The sequence below is a fragment of the Ruegeria sp. CJ6 genome (assembly GCF_056536665.1).
Map to the genome: position 1 here is coordinate 207,424 of NZ_JBQFQB010000004.1, position 15,882 is coordinate 223,305.

Annotated in this window: 16 protein-coding genes; 12 read left to right on the forward strand and 4 right to left on the reverse strand. The window is 56.9% G+C overall.

Going from position 1 to position 15,882, the window contains the following annotated elements; genetic code table 11:
* Positions 1-80: 80 nt before the first annotated feature.
* Positions 81-2,201 carry a CHASE2 domain-containing protein gene (locus ACR0BT_RS13340; RefSeq protein WP_480763360.1) on the forward strand — a complete coding sequence of 707 codons (2,121 nt, stop codon included), beginning with the start codon at positions 81-83 and terminating at the stop codon, positions 2,199-2,201.
* A 220-nt stretch (positions 2,202-2,421) separates the two neighbouring features.
* On the opposite strand, the gene hemC is transcribed toward ACR0BT_RS13340, so the two are convergent.
* A complete protein-coding gene (gene hemC / locus ACR0BT_RS13345; RefSeq protein ID WP_480763361.1) occupies positions 2,422-3,378 on the reverse strand; it encodes a hydroxymethylbilane synthase in 957 nt (318 codons plus the stop codon).
* A gap of 107 nt (positions 3,379-3,485) precedes the next feature.
* On the opposite strand from hemC, the gene hemE reads away from it, so the two are divergent.
* Positions 3,486-4,520, forward strand: coding sequence for a uroporphyrinogen decarboxylase (gene hemE / locus ACR0BT_RS13350; protein WP_480763362.1), 1,035 nt, complete (start codon positions 3,486-3,488; stop codon positions 4,518-4,520).
* A gap of 58 nt (positions 4,521-4,578) precedes the next feature.
* Here the strand turns inward: hemE and ACR0BT_RS13355 are convergent, their stop codons facing one another.
* Positions 4,579-5,673: a CaiB/BaiF CoA transferase family protein gene (locus ACR0BT_RS13355; RefSeq protein ID WP_480763363.1), complete on the reverse strand. Its 1,095-nt coding sequence runs from the start codon at positions 5,671-5,673 to the stop codon at positions 4,579-4,581.
* 155 nt (positions 5,674-5,828) lie between these two features.
* On the opposite strand from ACR0BT_RS13355, the gene ACR0BT_RS13360 reads away from it, so the two are divergent.
* The 7 genes from ACR0BT_RS13360 to uvrC all read left to right on the forward strand — a co-directional run bounded on the left by ACR0BT_RS13360 (position 5,829) and on the right by uvrC (position 13,122).
* The gene (locus tag ACR0BT_RS13360) at positions 5,829-6,344 is read left to right on the forward strand and encodes an SRPBCC family protein (protein ID WP_170395597.1); all 516 of its coding nucleotides are present in this window, start codon (positions 5,829-5,831) and stop codon (positions 6,342-6,344) included.
* Between the two features lie 91 nt (positions 6,345-6,435).
* On the forward strand, positions 6,436-7,365 hold the full coding sequence (locus tag ACR0BT_RS13365; RefSeq protein WP_170395599.1) for an ABC transporter ATP-binding protein: 930 nt from the start codon (positions 6,436-6,438) through the stop codon (positions 7,363-7,365).
* Entirely contained in the window at positions 7,362-8,123 is a 762-nt protein-coding gene (locus ACR0BT_RS13370; protein WP_170395601.1) for an ABC transporter permease, read from the forward strand. Before ACR0BT_RS13365 ends, ACR0BT_RS13370 begins: the two co-directional genes overlap by 4 nt.
* 104 nt (positions 8,124-8,227) lie before the next feature.
* Positions 8,228-9,025, forward strand: a complete 798-nt coding sequence (locus tag ACR0BT_RS13375) for a S49 family peptidase (RefSeq protein ID WP_170423599.1) — start codon at positions 8,228-8,230, stop codon at positions 9,023-9,025.
* A gap of 168 nt (positions 9,026-9,193) precedes the next feature.
* Positions 9,194-10,156: a calcium/sodium antiporter gene (locus ACR0BT_RS13380; protein ID WP_480763365.1), complete on the forward strand. Its 963-nt coding sequence runs from the start codon at positions 9,194-9,196 to the stop codon at positions 10,154-10,156.
* Positions 10,157-10,177: 21 nt separating this feature from the next.
* On the forward strand, positions 10,178-10,957 hold the full coding sequence (locus ACR0BT_RS13385) for an SDR family oxidoreductase (protein ID WP_170423603.1): 780 nt from the start codon (positions 10,178-10,180) through the stop codon (positions 10,955-10,957).
* A gap of 290 nt (positions 10,958-11,247) precedes the next feature.
* Positions 11,248-13,122 carry an excinuclease ABC subunit UvrC gene (gene uvrC / locus ACR0BT_RS13390; RefSeq protein WP_480763366.1) on the forward strand — a complete coding sequence of 625 codons (1,875 nt, stop codon included), beginning with the start codon at positions 11,248-11,250 and terminating at the stop codon, positions 13,120-13,122.
* Here the strand turns inward: uvrC and ACR0BT_RS13395 are convergent.
* Positions 13,119-14,003: a DMT family transporter gene (locus tag ACR0BT_RS13395; protein ID WP_170636671.1), complete on the reverse strand. Its 885-nt coding sequence runs from the start codon at positions 14,001-14,003 to the stop codon at positions 13,119-13,121. The genes uvrC and ACR0BT_RS13395 overlap by 4 nt on opposite strands.
* 190 nt (positions 14,004-14,193) lie before the next feature.
* Between ACR0BT_RS13395 and pgsA the strand changes: the two genes are divergently transcribed.
* The 3 genes from pgsA to ACR0BT_RS13410 are packed head-to-tail and all read left to right on the forward strand — an operon-like array spanning position 14,194 to position 15,556.
* Complete coding sequence (pgsA, locus tag ACR0BT_RS13400) at positions 14,194-14,862, forward strand: CDP-diacylglycerol--glycerol-3-phosphate 3-phosphatidyltransferase (RefSeq protein WP_170395613.1); 669 nt, start codon at positions 14,194-14,196, stop codon at positions 14,860-14,862.
* Between the two features lie 3 nt (positions 14,863-14,865).
* Positions 14,866-15,111: a molybdopterin converting factor subunit 1 gene (gene moaD / locus ACR0BT_RS13405; RefSeq protein WP_480763367.1), complete on the forward strand. Its 246-nt coding sequence runs from the start codon at positions 14,866-14,868 to the stop codon at positions 15,109-15,111.
* A 1-nt stretch (position 15,112) separates the two neighbouring features.
* Complete coding sequence (locus tag ACR0BT_RS13410; protein WP_170395617.1) at positions 15,113-15,556, forward strand: molybdopterin synthase catalytic subunit; 444 nt, start codon at positions 15,113-15,115, stop codon at positions 15,554-15,556.
* Between the two features lie 5 nt (positions 15,557-15,561).
* Here the strand turns inward: ACR0BT_RS13410 and ACR0BT_RS13415 are convergent, their stop codons facing one another.
* A complete protein-coding gene (locus tag ACR0BT_RS13415; protein ID WP_170395619.1) occupies positions 15,562-15,882 on the reverse strand; it encodes a hypothetical protein in 321 nt (106 codons plus the stop codon).

Here is a 15,882-nt window from a genome sequence, read left to right on the forward strand (position 1 = left end):
GATTAGTATTCAGGCTTGTAGGCTTGGGGCTGATCTTGATGGGCTGCTTCATTAGGGTCGCGGATCCGTATCCCGTTCAAATGTCCAGATTGATTTACTTCGATATCCTGCAGCGGATTTCACCACGGGCCTACAACCCGGATCTGCCGGTCCGCGTGGTGGATATTGATGAAAGGTCTCTGGCAGAATGGGGCCAATGGCCTTGGCCTCGTACCCTGTTGGGTCAGATGGTCGAACGATTGGGCGAATACGGTGCCGCTGCGATTGCCTTTGATATGCTGTTTGCCGAGCCCGACCGATACTCTCCGATGCGACTGTTGCAAGACCCGACCTTGTCCGGACTATTGCAGGTGGATCAGGCCGCGATCGATCTGGACAATGACGTCAGATTTGGGGACGAAGTTGCGAAATGGCCAGTGGTTCTGGGTGTGGCAGCCCGGCAAACCGATAGCGGTTCGGCCATTGTACCGAAGGCGGGGTTAGTCGAAATCGGAGAGAACCCCGCAGCTGGCCTTGTCAGCGTTGCCCACTGGACCTCTCTGGCGCCGCCATTGGGGGAAGAAGCGGCCGGGATCGGGGGTGTTAATGTTTCGCCCCAAGGAAGTTTGGGTGTGGTGCGACGGGTCCCTGTGCTTTGGTCCGGGCCCAACGGTGTATTACCTGCGCTTGGGGTTGAAGCCCTGCGGGTGGCCATGGGCGAATCCGTTTATTTTGCCGAAGGATCGCAGGACGAGATCGGCATCATGCTTGAGGTTGGTCTGGGTGATTTTGTGCTGCCGACCACCGAGAATGGCGAGATCTGGGTGCGTTACAGGCGGGACAATCCTGGCCTCTATCTGTCGGCCGATGATGTCATGCGCAGCGGTAGTGATCCAACGCTTCAGTCAGAGATAGAAGGACGGATCATTCTGGTCGGCACCTCTGCGGCGGGCTTGTTCGATATACGCGAAACGGCACTGGGTGAATCTGTTCCCGGTGTTTCGATCCACGCCCAGATTATCGAACAGATCATCCTTGGCGATGTGCTGAGCAGATCGGATGTTACCTCTGCACTTGAGCTGCTGGCGTTCGTGATCCTGGGCGTCGTTGTCACAGTGGTCATGTCCAACTATGGGGCGGTCGCTTCTTTTGCTGCAGGCGGTGTGGCCGCATCGGCCGTGATTGCCATCAGTTGGTTGGCGTTCCAGAACCAGTCGGTTCTGTTTGATGCGACCTTCCCTTTGGCCGGAGGTATGGCCAATTTCGGGCTTCTGGCCGGGTACCTCTTTGTTTCGACCGAGCGGGAGAAGCGGGTGATCCGCCAGACTTTCTCGCATTATGTCGCACCGGAAATCCTCGATGAGATGGAGGCCAACGGGCATCAACTGCAATTGGGAGGTGAATCTCAGCAGATCACGGTGATGTTTTCGGACATTCGGGGCTTCACGCCATTGTCCGAGTCTGTATCAGCCACCGATCTGGTGGCCTTGCTGAATGCGCTGTTCTCAGAGATCGGGGATCAGATTCTGGTCGAGCGTGGAACGATCGACAAATTTATCGGCGATGCGGTTATGGCTTTTTGGAATGCACCGCTGCCCGTGGATGATCACCCGTGCCGCGCTGCTTTGGCCGCGCTGAAGATGCGCGGCGCGTTAGATAAGTTCAACACTTTGCCCATCATGCGCGGGCGTCCTCCCATCGCTCTGGCGACTGGCTGCGCAACCGGAGCCGCCTGCGTAGGCAATATCGGCTCGCGGCGCCGGTTCAATTACACAGTAATCGGAGATGTGGTGAATGTGGCAGCGCGGATCGAACAAAACTGCCGACATGTGGATTATGATATTCTAGTCTCAGACTCTATTCGCCGTGTCACCAATTCTGATCTTGCGCTGCTAGAGGCGGGCTTCGTGGATTTGAAAGGTAAAAGCGAGCCAGAGCCTGTTTATGTACTGGTCGGAGATCGGGAAGTTGCAGGCAGTGCATCGTTTCAAAAGCTGCAGACCGCACACATAGGTCTACTAGAGGCGATACGCGCACGGGAGTCACAGACCGTAGTCGCTGGATTGTGCAAGGAATGTGCCAAGCATGCGATGGCGGTTGAGCCAGGTTTGGCATCATTCTATCGCGCGCTACCGGGGCGCATGGCGGATTTCCGATCAGAGGTGCTTCATGCGCGGCCGGTGTTTAGTCATCATCATGGTCTGCGCGAAGGTGCAGAGTAAGTACTTCGCCATATGCTTTAGAAAAGAGAACGGGGCGCTGTTGAAAATCAACTGCGCCCCGCCGGAAGTATCAATCTCGCCCCCTCGAATACCATCTAAAACAACACGGGCTAAAACTTTCGATATATTCGAGATCGACCTTCTGTCCCCATATTTAACGAATTCGGCAGGGTAGACAGTGAAGAAGTTCACATTACCCTGAAATTGTTTAAATTTTTTCTTAGCGCCAGTCGAAAAACCCTGGTCCGGCCTGTTTCAGCAGAGAGGCGGCCATTGTCTGACCCAGTTTTGCGCCGTCTTCAAGCGCCCCGGTGGCCTCTTCGCTGATCGCCTCGGAACCGTCCGGGCGCAGAACTTCTCCACGCAGATGCAGTTGGCCATCTTGGACTTGTGCCAGACCGGCGATCGGTGTTTCGCATGAGCCATCCAGCCCGGCCAGCAGGCTGCGTTCAGCCGCAAGGCGTTGGCTTGTTTCGACATGATGAATCGCCGCCAGCATCTCGGCGGTGCGGTTATCGTCGCTGCGCCGTTCAATGCCGATGGTGCCCTGCGCAATGGCAGGTAGCATGTCATCAGGTGATATGGCAGTCGCGGGGACGTCTTTCATATCCAAGCGGCGCAATCCGGCCATGGCCAAAAAGGTACAATCGGCCACGCCATCGGCCAGCTTCTTCAGGCGAGTCTGAACATTGCCGCGAAACTCGACCACTTTCAGATCGGGCCGCCGATTCAGCAACTGCGCCCGGCGTCGCAACGATGAAGTCCCGACAACTGCGCCCTCTGGCAGATCGTGAATCGAACTCAGAGTCGGCGAGATAAACGCGTCGCGCACATCTTCGCGCGGCAGGAATGTACCCAGCACCAGCCCGTCAGGCTGTTCGACGGGCATGTCCTTGGTCGAATGTACGGCGATGTCGATCTCACCTTTCAGCATCGCCTCTTCGATTTCCTTGGTGAACAGACCCTTGTTGCCAATCTCTTTCAACGGCCGGTCCGCGTCGATCATGGCGCGGTTGTCACCGGTGGTCTTGATTACCACGATCTCAAACGCGTCCTCAGGCAGGTCGAAAGCGGCGCCAAGTCTCTGACGGGTTTCATAGGCCTGCGCCAGCGCCAGCGGAGATCCACGGGTGCCGATTTTCAGAGGCGATGCGGGGGTAGGCAATGTAAGACTCATGCGCACAGCTTTAGTCGCGTCACATTGCCCTGACAATGGGGGCAGAGCTTGACAAATTGCCACTGAGGGCCGACGCGTTGCACCAAACCGGAACACTGGGGGCACGAATGGCCGAGACAAAGAAATTGCTACGGGCGCTGGCGGGGGAAGTGCAGGATGTGCCGCCGATCTGGATGATGCGACAGGCCGGGAGGTATTTGCCTGAATATCGTGCAACGCGCGCACAGGCCGGAGATTTCCTGTCTCTTTGCTATAACCCCGAGCTTGCCGCCGAAGTCACCCTTCAGCCCATTCGCCGCTACGGCTTTGATGCCGCGATCCTGTTTGCTGATATCCTGCTTGTGCCGCAGGCGCTGGGTGCGGATTTGTGGTTTGTCACCGGCGAAGGTCCTCGCCTTTCGACAATTACACGGGAGTCGGAGTTTGATGCGCTGAAGCCGGTTGATGCAATTCATGAGACGCTCTCTCCGGTGTATGAAACCGTGCGTATTCTTTCGCGTGAGCTTCCTTCTGAGACAACTCTGATCGGATTTGCAGGCGCGCCCTGGACAGTGGCTACCTACATGATCGCCGGACGGGGCACCCCGGATCAGGGGCCAGCCCATGCGCTGCGCGAAGAAAACACTGCGCTGTTCGAGGCGCTGTTGGATCGGATCACGGCCGCGACAATTGAATACCTGTCTGCCCAAATCGAGGCAGGGGCCGAGGTTGTCAAAATATTTGATAGTTGGGCGGGGTCATTGAAGGGCGAAGCGTTTCAGAAATACGCCGTAGAACCCTGTCGCGAGATTACTGCTGCCATAAAGGCCCGCCATCCGGGCATTCCCGTCATCGGTTTCCCACGCGAAGCGGATCAGGGTTACATCGGTTTCGCCAAGGCCACCGATGTGGATTGTGTCGCGCTGGACAATTCTGTGTCGCCCGAATGGGCTGCTGCGAATGTGCAAGTCGATGGGTGTGTGCAGGGCAATCTGGCTTCAACGCATATGGTGACAGGCGGGCAAGCGCTTGTCGATGAGACGCGGCGGATTATCGAAGCCTTCTCAAAAGGACCGCATATCTTCAATTTGGGTCATGGTATTACGCCAGATGCGGACCCTGAGAACGTTCAATTGATGATCGATACGGTGCGCGGGAGGTAAGCCTGGCGAGGGGGCCAGCCCCCTCTTGGCCTGCGGCCAATTCACCCCCGAGGTATTTTTAGCCAGATGAAGCGGGAGGAAATTCGTTCAAAATCTCATTTGTATGCTCTCCGCGTTTGGGGCTGGGCCGCGGTTGCCAGTTGTAGGTTGAGAATCTAGGAGCGGCTGCGGCTTGACGTGTTTCGTCGTGGTCGACCCATGTTTGGCGAGCCGAATTCATGGGGTGATCTCGTGCTTCTTGTGGACTTAGGACCGGCGCAACGCAGGCGTCTGTCCCCTGGAATAGCGCCGCCCATTCGTCGCGCGGTTTTCTGGCAAAGATTTCGCTCAACCGTTCCGTCAGGTTGGGCCACGCGGTCTGGTCGTATTGCTGAGCGAACTCCGCATCATCGCTGAGCCCGAGGATGTCCAGGAAGTGAGCATAGAATTTTGGCTCCAGACATTGAACTGAGATGAAGCCGCCATCTGCGCAGGCGTAGGTTCGGCTCCAATGCGGTCCGTCAAGCAGGCTTTGACCCCGGGTGTCGGACAGGTTGCCGGTTTGGCGCAGGCTCATCAGCAAATTCATCATGTGTGCCGAGCCATCGTAGATGGCGGCGTCCACCACCGTGCCTTTGCCTGTGCTCCGGGCATTCAGAAGCCCGGCGAGCAGACCTGCAACCAGATACATCGCACCACCGCCGATATCCCCGACTAGTGTTGCGGGCGTCAAAGGCGGTTGGCCGGGCGGCGACGCGTAGGATAAAGCCCCTGAAAGGGCAATATAGTTGAGATCATGGCCCGCTGTCTCAGAAAGTGGGCTATGCTGCCCCCAGCCTGTCATTCGGCCATAGACCAGCTTTGGGTTCAGGTGATGACAGTCTTCCGGCCCCAGCCCCAGCTTTTCCATCACGCCGGGGCGAAAACCCTCGATCAGCGCATCAGCCGTTGCGATCAGCCGTTTTGCAACGCTAAGATCCTGCGGGTCTTTGAGGTCCAGTGCAATTGATCGTTTGCCGCGATCCAGCAGCGAACGTTCAGGCATACCTGGAGTGACGGCGGACCCTTTGCGATGGATGGTGATGATATCGGCGCCCATATCCGCCAGCAGCATGGCCGCGAAGGGGGCTGGGCCCAGCCCTTCGATTTCGATGATGCGTATGCCGTGCAGCATGTCTTCCTCCTGCGGCGCAGGGTTTCTGTTGGGCGGAGCGAATGCAAGCGAAGAATCCCGATCCAGTGCCTTGGTGTGAGCAAACTGGTTGCCTGCATCGATGTTTCAGGGCTAGGTCTTTGTGGTCTGCCGAAGGATTAAAAAGAGGTTGAGAGATGCAGTTAAGCGATACCCGTGAAATTCAGGCGCCGCCTGCCGCCGTTTACGCTGCGTTGCTGGACCCTGAAGTATTAAAAGCCTGCATCAGCGGCGCGCAGGAGATTACCGGTGATCCAACCGAGGGGTATAATGCGACCGTGGTGCAAAAGGTTGGCCCTGTGAAGGCGACTTTCAAAGGCACAGTGACCATGTCCGACATGATTGAGCCCGAACGCCTGACCATCGCTGGTGAGGGCAAGGGGGGCGCTGCAGGCTTTGCCAAGGGAAGCGCTGATGTAACCTTCGCGCCCAGCGAGGCTGGTGGCACCCTTCTGACCTACGAGGTCGAGGCTAAGGTGGGTGGCAAACTGGCTCAGCTGGGCAGCCGCCTGATTGATGGGTTTGCCAAGAAGATGGCCGATCAGTTTTTCGCCAATCTTCAAGAATATTTCGAAGGTCCGCCACCGCAAGAAGACGCTGCCGAAGAAGAGACCAAGTCAGGCTGGCTAGGTCGCCTGACGGGACGAGACTGAACCCTGCGCACACGCGCATGGCACTGTGCGGAATTGGACTGTTCGACGATGGTCCGTCACGATAGGTTGCGGGGTCAGAACGAGGGTACGCATGACGACCATATTGTCGATCCGGGATTTGCGGAAGTCTTATGCCGATGGGTTTGAGGCGCTGAAAGGTGTGTCTCTGGACATTGAAGAAGGTGAGATTCTAGCGCTGTTGGGCCCCAATGGGGCGGGTAAAACAACGCTGATCTCGACTGTGTGCGGTATTACCACGCCGACTTCGGGCTCGGTCACCGTAGGTGGCCATGACATCCAGACCGAGTATCGCGCAGCCCGCAAGATGATTGGGCTGGTGCCGCAGGAAATCGCGCTGGAACCGTTCGAGAAGGTCTGGAACACTGTCCGCTTTTCGCGCGGGCTGTTCGGTCATAGCGGAGACAACGCCAGGATCGAGGAAATCCTGCGCAAGCTGTCCCTATGGGACAAACGCCGTAACGCAATCAAGGAACTATCCGGAGGCATGAAGCGACGTGTGCTGATCGCGAAAGCCTTGGCGCATGAGCCAAGGGTGCTGTTTCTGGATGAACCCACCGCCGGCGTAGATGTCGAGCTACGTAAGGACATGTGGGAGATCGTGGCCGAATTGAAGCAGGCTGGTGTCACCATCATCCTGACCACTCACTACATCGAGGAAGCCGAGGCAATCGCCGACCGTGTGGGTGTCATCGACAAGGGTGAGCTTTTGCTCGTGCAGGACAAAGACACATTGATGGCGCAGATGGGCAAAAAGCAGATTGAGGTCATGTTGACCGAGCCCATTTTATCCGTTCCCGACGTTCTGTCCGATCATCAACTGACGCTCAACGGTGCAGGCGATGCGCTGATCTATACTTACGACACCAATGCCGAGCGCACGGGCATCACCACTCTTCTCAATGATGTTGCACAGGCCGGTTTAGTGCTGCGTGATGTGCAGACGCGGCAATCGAGCCTTGAAGAGATTTTCGTCAACCTCGTGTCCGGAGAACCCGCATGAACTGGTCCGCTATTACTGCCATCTACCGGTTTGAAATGGCCCGGTTCTTTCGCACACTGGCGCAGAGTTTTTTGTCTCCGGTCCTGTCGACCTCGCTTTATTTCGTGGTGTTTGGCACTGCCATCGGCAGTCGCATTCAAGAGATCGAAGGCGTGTCCTATGGGGCCTTCATTGTGCCGGGTCTGATCATGTTGTCCGTAGTGATGCTATCAATCTCGAATGCGTCCTTTGGCATCTACTTCCCCAAATTCTTGGGTACGATTTATGAGTTACTTTCAGCCCCCATCAATTTCATCGAGATTGTGATTGGCTATGTGGGCGCGGCCGCAACTAAGGCACTGTTTGTAGGTCTTGTCATTCTGGCCACTGCGACGTTCTTTGTGGACATTCGCATTGAACACCCGTTTGCCATGGCGGCTTTCCTGATCTTGTCTTGCCTCAGTTTCTCGCTGCTGGGGTTTATCGTGGGCATTTGGGCCGGAAATTTTGAGCAAATGTCGCTTGTCCCCCAGCTTGTTGTGACGCCCCTGATTTTTCTGGGTGGGACGTTTTACTCGATCTCGATGCTACCTCCGCTTTGGCAGACGATCACTCTGTTCAACCCTGTGGTTTATCTGATTTCCGGGTTCCGCTGGTCATTCTATGGTATCGCAGATGTCCCGATATTTTGGAGCCTTCTGGCCATACTGGCCTTCACCGGAATATGCCTCGCGATCATTGGCTGGATCTTCAAAACCGGTTGGCGCATCCGCAGCTAGGGCGTTGCATTTTTGCCCATCAGGTGTGTGAAATTGGTTCACGTCGCGTTTATGGCGCTTCGGGTCTCTTGTTTACGGCTCCGGCGCGCTCTACATCGGCTTCCATGAAACTCAGCCTGCCCTTCATGAAAAAGCCGCCACTTGTGGCCGTTGTTCGCCTGTCCGGTGCCATTGGAATGGCCGGGCGAGGGTCGATGAACGCGACCGCTCTGGCACCGGTGTTGGAGAAAGCCTTTCGCAAGGGCAAGCCCGCTGCGGTCGCGCTGGAGATCAATTCGCCGGGCGGCTCCCCCGTTCAAAGCTCATTGATCGGTGCGCGTATCCAGCGACTGGCGGAAGAGCTTAAGATCCCTGTTTACGCTTTCGTCGAAGACGTGGCGGCTTCGGGTGGATATTGGTTGGCGGTTTCAGCGGATGAGATTTGGGCCGATGACAGTTCGGTTCTGGGGTCGATCGGCGTGATATCGTCGGGATTTGGCGCGCATGTTTTTCTGGCACGTCAGGGCTTTGAACGACGCGTACATACTGCGGGTCAGTCGAAATCAATGCTCGACCCGTTTGCTCCGGAAAAGAAAGAAGACATTGCACGGCTCAAAGTGCTGCTGGGCGATATCCACGAGAATTTCATAACCCATGTGAAATCTCGTCGGGACGGCAAGCTGGACAGCAGCGCTGATCTGTTCAATGGCGAGGTCTGGCTGGCCCGTCGCGCGCAACAGCTGGGCTTGATTGATGGTATTGCCCATCTGAAGCCCAAGATGCAGGAGAAGTTTGGCGACAAAGTCAGGTTCCGCCGCTATGGCCTGCGCAAACCGATCTGGTCGCGCTTCGGCGCGACGCTGGCGCAGGATGCCATAGCCGGTATTGAGGAGCGCGCTGCCTACGCGCGTTTCGGGTTGTAGAGTGATCATCAAAGCAGTCACCTTGTTCCTGATCGCCATGGGCGTTCTGGCGATGTTCGGCAAGCTACGCTTTCCTGGACAGAAACGATTGAGTTCTGCGAAATGTCCGCGTTGTGGGCGGTTTAGGATCGGCAAAGGCCCGTGTCCTTGCGAAGAAGGAGGCCGTGGATGACGGCATGGCTGTTCTCCGGCCTCGGGCTGCTGATCCTGTTGTTGGCAGGTGACGCGCTGGTGCGTGGGGCCGTGAACCTCAGCCTGCGGTTGGGGGTTCCCGCCCTGATCGTCAGCCTGACAATCGTTGCATTTGGAACTTCGGCCCCTGAGCTGCTGATTGCAATCAGCGCCATCAAGGAAAACGCGCCGGGCATTGCGTTGGGTAACGTGGTGGGCTCGAATACAGCGAATATCTTGCTGGTTCTGGGATTGCCCGCGCTTCTGGCGACCTTGCACACAAGCGAGTGCGACAGCCGCAAGAACTACATCTTCATGCTTCTGGCGTCGGTGTTATTTATCGGGTTGGCTTTTTGCGGGGTCTTTAATCTGCTCAGCGGGGCAATTTTGCTGGCTGCGTTGGCTCTGATCCTCGGCAACGCGTTTCGCGAAGCACATGCGCACCGTAAAGCCTGTGGTGAAGCTTGTGCCGATGAGGACGAGCTTGAGGGTCTTGAAGAAGCAGATCCTGACATGCCTTATTGGAAGGTGTCGATCTACCTGATCCTCGGCTTGATCGGCCTGCCAATGGGTGCGCATCTGCTGGTCGAAAATGCGACCGTCATTGCCCGGAACTATGGTGTGAGCGAAACAGTGATCGGCCTTACGCTGATCGCGGTGGGTACGTCCCTGCCGGAACTGTCGACAACCGTCATGGCTGCCCTGAGGCGACAAGCGGATGTGGCACTGGGTAACGTCATCGGATCGAACATGTTCAATCTGCTGGCCATTGTCGGCATTACGACCTTGTTTGGGCGTATTCCCGTCGATCCTGAATTCCTGCGTTTCGATCTGTGGGTGATGCTCGGCGCGTCGCTCTTGTTGATTCCTTTTGTGTTCTTCAAGAATGATATCACACGCGTCTGGGGCCTGATCTTGACAGCGCTCTATGTGATCTATGTTGCAAGCCTGTTAGCCTGACCTGACGAGGAGAATGAGCCCATGACCCGAGCATTGGTGACCGGTGCCGGTAAACGCCTTGGTCGTGCCATGGCGCTGTATTTGGCGCAGCGCGGCATGGATGTCGCTGTGCACTATTCCAGTTCGGATCAGGCTGCGCGTGAAACGGTTGATGAGGTTCAGGCGCTGGGCCGAAAGTCAGTTGCGCTGCAGGCCGATCTGCTTGATGAGGGGCAAGTCAGCTCATTGCTGCCGCGTGCAGCTGAGGCGCTGGGTGGTCCGATCACCTGTCTGGTCAACAATGCATCGATATTTGAGTATGACAATATCCACACAGCTACCCGCCAAAGCTGGGATCGGCATCTCGACAGCAACCTGCGCGCACCATTCGTACTGACCCAAGCCATGGCCGAGCAGGGGTTGCAGCCGGAGCTTGATGATCAGGGAGAGCCTCTGGCGATTGGGCTGATCGTGAACATGGTGGATATGCGGGTGCGTAAACTGACGCCTGAGTTCATGTCATACACGATTGCCAAGATGGGGTTGTGGGCCTTGACCCGGACTGCAGCGCAGGCTCTGACACCCGCAATCCGTGTGAACGCGATCGGCCCCGGTCCAACGCTGCAGGGTCATCGCCAAAGTGATGCTCATTTTAGCGCTCAGCGGCAGAACACGATTCTGGAGCGCGGCGCGAACCCGTCGGATATCACCGCTGCGCTGGGATACTTTCTGGATGCGCATGCTGTTACGGGGCAGCTTCTTTGCGTCGATGGTGGGCAACATTTGGGTTGGCAAACACCCGATGTTCTTGGTGTAGAATAAGTAAATCTGCTGCAAGTTTTGCACTGCTCTCGTTCCTGTTATCTGAACGTTACAAAAATGTCTTAATTTTCATACACTTGTCTCAGATCAACAAATTTATCGTTTAAAAACAACACCATAATTTCCTGCCTATTTTTTGTGCAGATCAACGAATAGGCAAGGATTCAAGGGAAAATCACAATGCCCCTAAAGTTATCTGCACAGTTATCCACAGAAGTCGTGGATTTGTTTTCTCTTGATCTGAAGCGCACAAGATTGCAGCCATGGTCAGAGAATCATATCTCAGACTCATGACCGCCAGCACCGATCCCGAATCGTCGACCCAAGCCACCGGCTATGCCTGCATTCAGCGTTATGCGAAAACGCTGGACAGCTCGCCGGGTGTGTATCGGATGTTGGATGGGGACAGCCGAGTTCTTTACGTAGGTAAAGCGCGAAACCTGAAGGCGAGGGTATCGAACTACACCCGCCCGGGACATTCGGGTCGGATCGAGAAAATGATCGCCGCAACTGCCTCGATGATGTTTCTGACCACTCGGACCGAGACCGAGGCGCTGCTGCTGGAACAGAACCTGATCAAGCAGCTCAAGCCCAAATACAACGTATTGTTGCGGGATGATAAAAGCTTCCCGAATATTCTGGTCGCCAAGGATCATGCCTTTCCGCAGATCAAAAAGCACCGAGGGGCGAAGAAAGAAAAGGGGGCTTATTTTGGCCCCTTCGCCAGTGCAGGCGCGGTGAACAGGACGCTGAACCAGCTGCAAAAGGCGTTCCTGCTGCGGAACTGTTCGGATTCCATGTTCGATAGCCGGACCCGGCCGTGTTTGCTCTATCAGATCAAGCGATGTTCTGGACCGTGCGTCGAACTGATCTCGGAAGCCGACTATCGTGAAAGCGTTAAGGATGCCGAAAGGTTCCTGTCAGGCCGATCTACCAAAGTGCAGGAAGATCTCGCCGCGCAGATGATGGCTGCCTCCGAGGCGATGGAGTTCGAACGGGCCGCCGGTTTGCGCGACCGTATCCGGGCGCTGACGCAGGTGCAGACGTCTCAGGGCATCAACCCGCGCGGCGTGGCCGAGGCCGACGTCATTGGCCTCTACATGGACAGCGGGCAAGCCTGTGTTCAGGTGTTCTTCATCCGCGCCAACCAGAACTGGGGTAACCGCGATTTCTATCCGCGCGTCGGCCCGGATGTGTCACAGGCTGAGGCGATGGAAGCGTTTCTGGGCCAATTCTACGACAACAAGGAACCACCCCGGCAGTTGATCCTGTCTGATGCAATCGAGAATGCCGATCTGATGCAGGAGGCATTGTCGGAAAAAGCTGGACGCAAGGTGGAAATCCTGGTGCCCCAGCGCGGTGAAAAGCAGGAACTGATCGCCGGTGCCTTGCGCAACGCACGTGAATCGTTGGCCCGGCGGATGTCGGAAAGTGCCACGCAGGCCAAATTGCTACGCGGGGTGGCGGAGGCCTTTGATCTGGACGCGCCGCCAAACCGGATCGAAGTATACGACAACTCTCACATTCAGGGCACCAATGCAGTTGGGGGCATGATCGTCGCGGGCCCAGAAGGGTTCATGAAAAATGCCTATCGCAAATTCAACATCCGCGGCGATGATCTAACCCCCGGCGATGACTTCGGCATGATGAAAGAGGTCCTGACCCGCCGTTTCACACGCCTGCAAAAGGATGATCCGGATAGGGACAAAGGGCATTGGCCCGATCTGCTGCTGATCGACGGTGGTGCAGGGCAGGTGAGCGCCGTGAATGAGATCATGGCCCAGCACGGGGTCGAGGATATCCCGATGGTCGGTGTCGCCAAGGGTGTCGATCGCGATCACGGCAAGGAAGAATTCCATCGCATCGGGCAGCGCCCTTTTGCGCTGAAACGCAACGATCCCGTATTGTACTTTATCCAGCGCTTGCGGGATGAGGCGCATCGCTTTGCCATCGGCACCCATCGCGCGAAACGCGCTAAGGCGGTTGGTGCAACGCCACTGGACGAAATCCCCGGCGTCGGGGCCGCGCGCAAACGCGCCCTGCTGACTCATTTCGGCAGCGCCAAAGCGGTGAGCCGAGCCAATTTGGCGGATCTTAAAGCCGTCGAGGGGATTTCAGCCGGGCTGGCGCAGAAGGTCTATGACTTCTTCCATGACAAGGGCTAGGCCTTTCGCCCCCGCCAAAGGATATAGAGGCCTGACGCCACGATGAGGGCGCAGCCAATCCACATGGTCTGATCCAATCGCTCGCCAAACATCACCACGCCCAAGCCGATACCGAACAACAGCCGCGAATAGCGAAACGGCGTCACAGATGAGACCTCGCCGGTGCGCATCGCCTTCATCAGCGCGGCATAGGCCATGACCCCCATCACGATCGCCCCGCCCATGTGCAGGCTGACATTAGGCGTCAGGGTTTGCAGCGGTGTTCCTTCCCATAATCGATAAGCCAAACCCGCGACAATGATGCAGAGGAAGCCATAGAACCCCAGAACCTCAGTGCCCAGTGTTGCGGGCGCGGCGCGGCTGGCCAGATCGCGCCCCGCAAAGCCGAGCATCCCCAGCACGGCAAGGATTGACAGGGCCGAGAAGCTGTCTCCGGTCGGTTGGATGATGATCACAACGCCAACAAGACCGATCAAAATGGCGCTCCATCGCCGCCAGCCGACGGATTCACCAAAGAACAACGCGGCCCCTGCGACGACAACCAGTGGTGTGGCCTGAAGGATCACCGTAGCCGAGGACAGTGGCGTTAGCGCGATCGCCAATACATAGAAAAGCCGTCCAAGGATCTCGAAGACCACACGTACTTTCATCGGGCGCGACAACACGTCGGGCTGGAACAGACGCGTGCTACGTACGGTGGCAACCGCTGCGTAGATTACAGCACCGCCCGCACCGAAGAGAACAAGCACTTGCCAGATCGGGATCGACGCCGAAGCCGCCTTAAGCAGCGCATCCTCCAGCGCGAACAGTGCCATTGCGGCGACCATCCAGGCGCTGCCGATCAGATTTGACCGGGGATCGGTTTGAATATGCGGTGTCATGTCAGCTCTGGGGTGTTGTCTGGTTGGCCAGCCGACAATCTGACGCCAAAGCAATCAAGTGCCAAGATGAAACCTGTAATGTGACCACCGCTGCGACGCTTTGACTTTTAAGACAGCAAACGCTTGTGCTGGGTCAGTTTTTTAAGACCCTGTCTTTTCTGTCTTGAACCGGCGATGTAGGGTCCAAGCCATGAAATGGAACCTGCCGAATATTCTGACTGTACTGCGCCTTGTGGCGGCCCCCGGTCTCGCCGTGATGTTTCTGTATTTCACCCGTCCCTATGCGGATTGGTTTGCTTTGATTCTGTTCCTGTCAGCGGCGATCACCGATTGGTTCGACGGGTATCTGGCGCGCGCCTGGAAACAGGAAACGAAGATTGGCGCCATGCTGGATCCCATTGCCGACAAGGCAATGGTGGTAATCGCGCTGATGATATTGGTGGGCTATTCGACTGAACACTGGACACCATGGCTGGTCCTGCCCGCGACAGTGATCCTGTTTCGCGAAGTCTTTGTCTCAGGCTTGCGAGAGTATCTAGGCGATGTGGCCGGAACCCTGAAGGTCACCAAGCTGGCCAAGTGGAAAACGACGGCACAGATGGTAGCGATCGCGATCCTGTTCTCGCAGGGGATATTCGAGCACCATTTTGTGATGGCCACGTTTGGCATGGATGCGACAACCATTGATCAGGTTCTGGCAGGGCAGGTCGAGGACCTGAACAACATCCGCTGGCATCTTGAGGCCATGTTCTGGTCAGGTCGTATCGGGCTATGGCTGCTCTGGATTGCCGCGACGCTGACATTGATCACGGGCTATGACTACCTACGTAAAGCCATGCCCCACCTGAAGGAGAGCTAACCGATGAACGTGCTGTATTTCGCTTGGGTGCGCGAACGCATCGGCCTGCCGAAAGAGAAGATTGAAACTGAGGCCACAACAGTCAGCGATTTGGTCGCGGAACTGAGCGCGCGTGAGGATCGCTATGCTGCTGCCTTTGCCGATCTGTCGGCCTTGCGCGTGGCGCTGGACCAAGAGCTTTCGGATTTTGACGCCCCACTGACCGGTGTGCGCGAGGTTGCGTTCTTTCCGCCCATGACGGGTGGCTAGAATGCGGATCGTCGTGCAGGAGGCCCCGTTCGATCTGGGGGCCGAAGCCAACGCTTTTGCCGCCGGGGACGATACCAACGGGGCCATCGTGACCTTCACAGGCGTTGTGCGCGATCTGGCTTCGGGCGATCTGGATGTGATGGAGATCGAGCACTATCCCGGCATGACCGAACGCGCCCTAACCAAGATAGCGGAAGAGGCGCAAGCCCGTTGGTCACTGGGCAACGTTCTGGTGATCCACCGCCACGGAAGGCTTGCGCCGGGTGACCGTATCATGATGGTCGCCACCGCCGCACCGCACCGCAAAGATGCGTTTGAGGCGGCGGAATATCTGATGGATTACCTCAAGTCTCGCGCGCCATTCTGGAAGAAGGAAATCACCACTTCCGGAGCAGAATGGGTGGCTGCCAAGGACGAGGATGAAGACGCGCTGACCCGCTGGTAGGGTGCCTAGTCTGCGTTGTTGATCCGCCCGCGCATCTCTTCGGCTTCCTGCCGCGCCGCGCGCAGCCCTTCCATTGCGGCATTCAACTCGGCTTCGGTTTGCGTCAGCTGGTTGGTCAGCTCTGCCTCGCGCTGCTGAAGATATGTGATTGCCTGATCGCGTGTTTCTTCGGCCTCGTGCAGTTCCTGACTCATGCGGTCAAGATCGGCCACGTCGCTTTGGCGAACACGGGACAGCCGATGGGCCAGCCAGTTGGCGAACCAACCCATGCAGAAAGCTGCGAACAGGATGATGGCTGTGGCGATGATGAATTCTGTTCTGTTCAA

What these genes read in the sequence shown, in the direction of transcription:
- ACR0BT_RS13360 (WP_170395597.1), top strand. Translation starts at nt 5,829, where the DNA reads ATGCAGTTAAGCGATACCCGTGAAATTCAGGCGCCGCCTGCCGCCGTT.
- ACR0BT_RS13395 (WP_170636671.1), bottom strand. Translation starts at nt 14,003, where the DNA reads ATGACACCGCATATTCAAACCGATCCCCGGTCAAATCTGATCGGCAGC.
- moaD (WP_480763367.1), top strand. Translation starts at nt 14,866, where the DNA reads ATGAACGTGCTGTATTTCGCTTGGGTGCGCGAACGCATCGGCCTGCCG.
- ACR0BT_RS13355 (WP_480763363.1), bottom strand. Translation starts at nt 5,673, where the DNA reads ATGCTGCACGGCATACGCATCATCGAAATCGAAGGGCTGGGCCCAGCC.
- ACR0BT_RS13365 (WP_170395599.1), top strand. Translation starts at nt 6,436, where the DNA reads ATGACGACCATATTGTCGATCCGGGATTTGCGGAAGTCTTATGCCGAT.
- ACR0BT_RS13385 (WP_170423603.1), top strand. Translation starts at nt 10,178, where the DNA reads ATGACCCGAGCATTGGTGACCGGTGCCGGTAAACGCCTTGGTCGTGCC.
- ACR0BT_RS13370 (WP_170395601.1), top strand. Translation starts at nt 7,362, where the DNA reads ATGAACTGGTCCGCTATTACTGCCATCTACCGGTTTGAAATGGCCCGG.
- hemE (WP_480763362.1), top strand. Translation starts at nt 3,486, where the DNA reads ATGGCCGAGACAAAGAAATTGCTACGGGCGCTGGCGGGGGAAGTGCAG.
- ACR0BT_RS13380 (WP_480763365.1), top strand. Translation starts at nt 9,194, where the DNA reads ATGACGGCATGGCTGTTCTCCGGCCTCGGGCTGCTGATCCTGTTGTTG.
- ACR0BT_RS13375 (WP_170423599.1), top strand. Translation starts at nt 8,228, where the DNA reads ATGAAACTCAGCCTGCCCTTCATGAAAAAGCCGCCACTTGTGGCCGTT.
- pgsA (WP_170395613.1), top strand. Translation starts at nt 14,194, where the DNA reads ATGAAATGGAACCTGCCGAATATTCTGACTGTACTGCGCCTTGTGGCG.
- hemC (WP_480763361.1), bottom strand. Translation starts at nt 3,378, where the DNA reads ATGAGTCTTACATTGCCTACCCCCGCATCGCCTCTGAAAATCGGCACC.
- ACR0BT_RS13410 (WP_170395617.1), top strand. Translation starts at nt 15,113, where the DNA reads ATGCGGATCGTCGTGCAGGAGGCCCCGTTCGATCTGGGGGCCGAAGCC.
- uvrC (WP_480763366.1), top strand. Translation starts at nt 11,248, where the DNA reads ATGACCGCCAGCACCGATCCCGAATCGTCGACCCAAGCCACCGGCTAT.
- ACR0BT_RS13340 (WP_480763360.1), top strand. Translation starts at nt 81, where the DNA reads ATGTCCAGATTGATTTACTTCGATATCCTGCAGCGGATTTCACCACGG.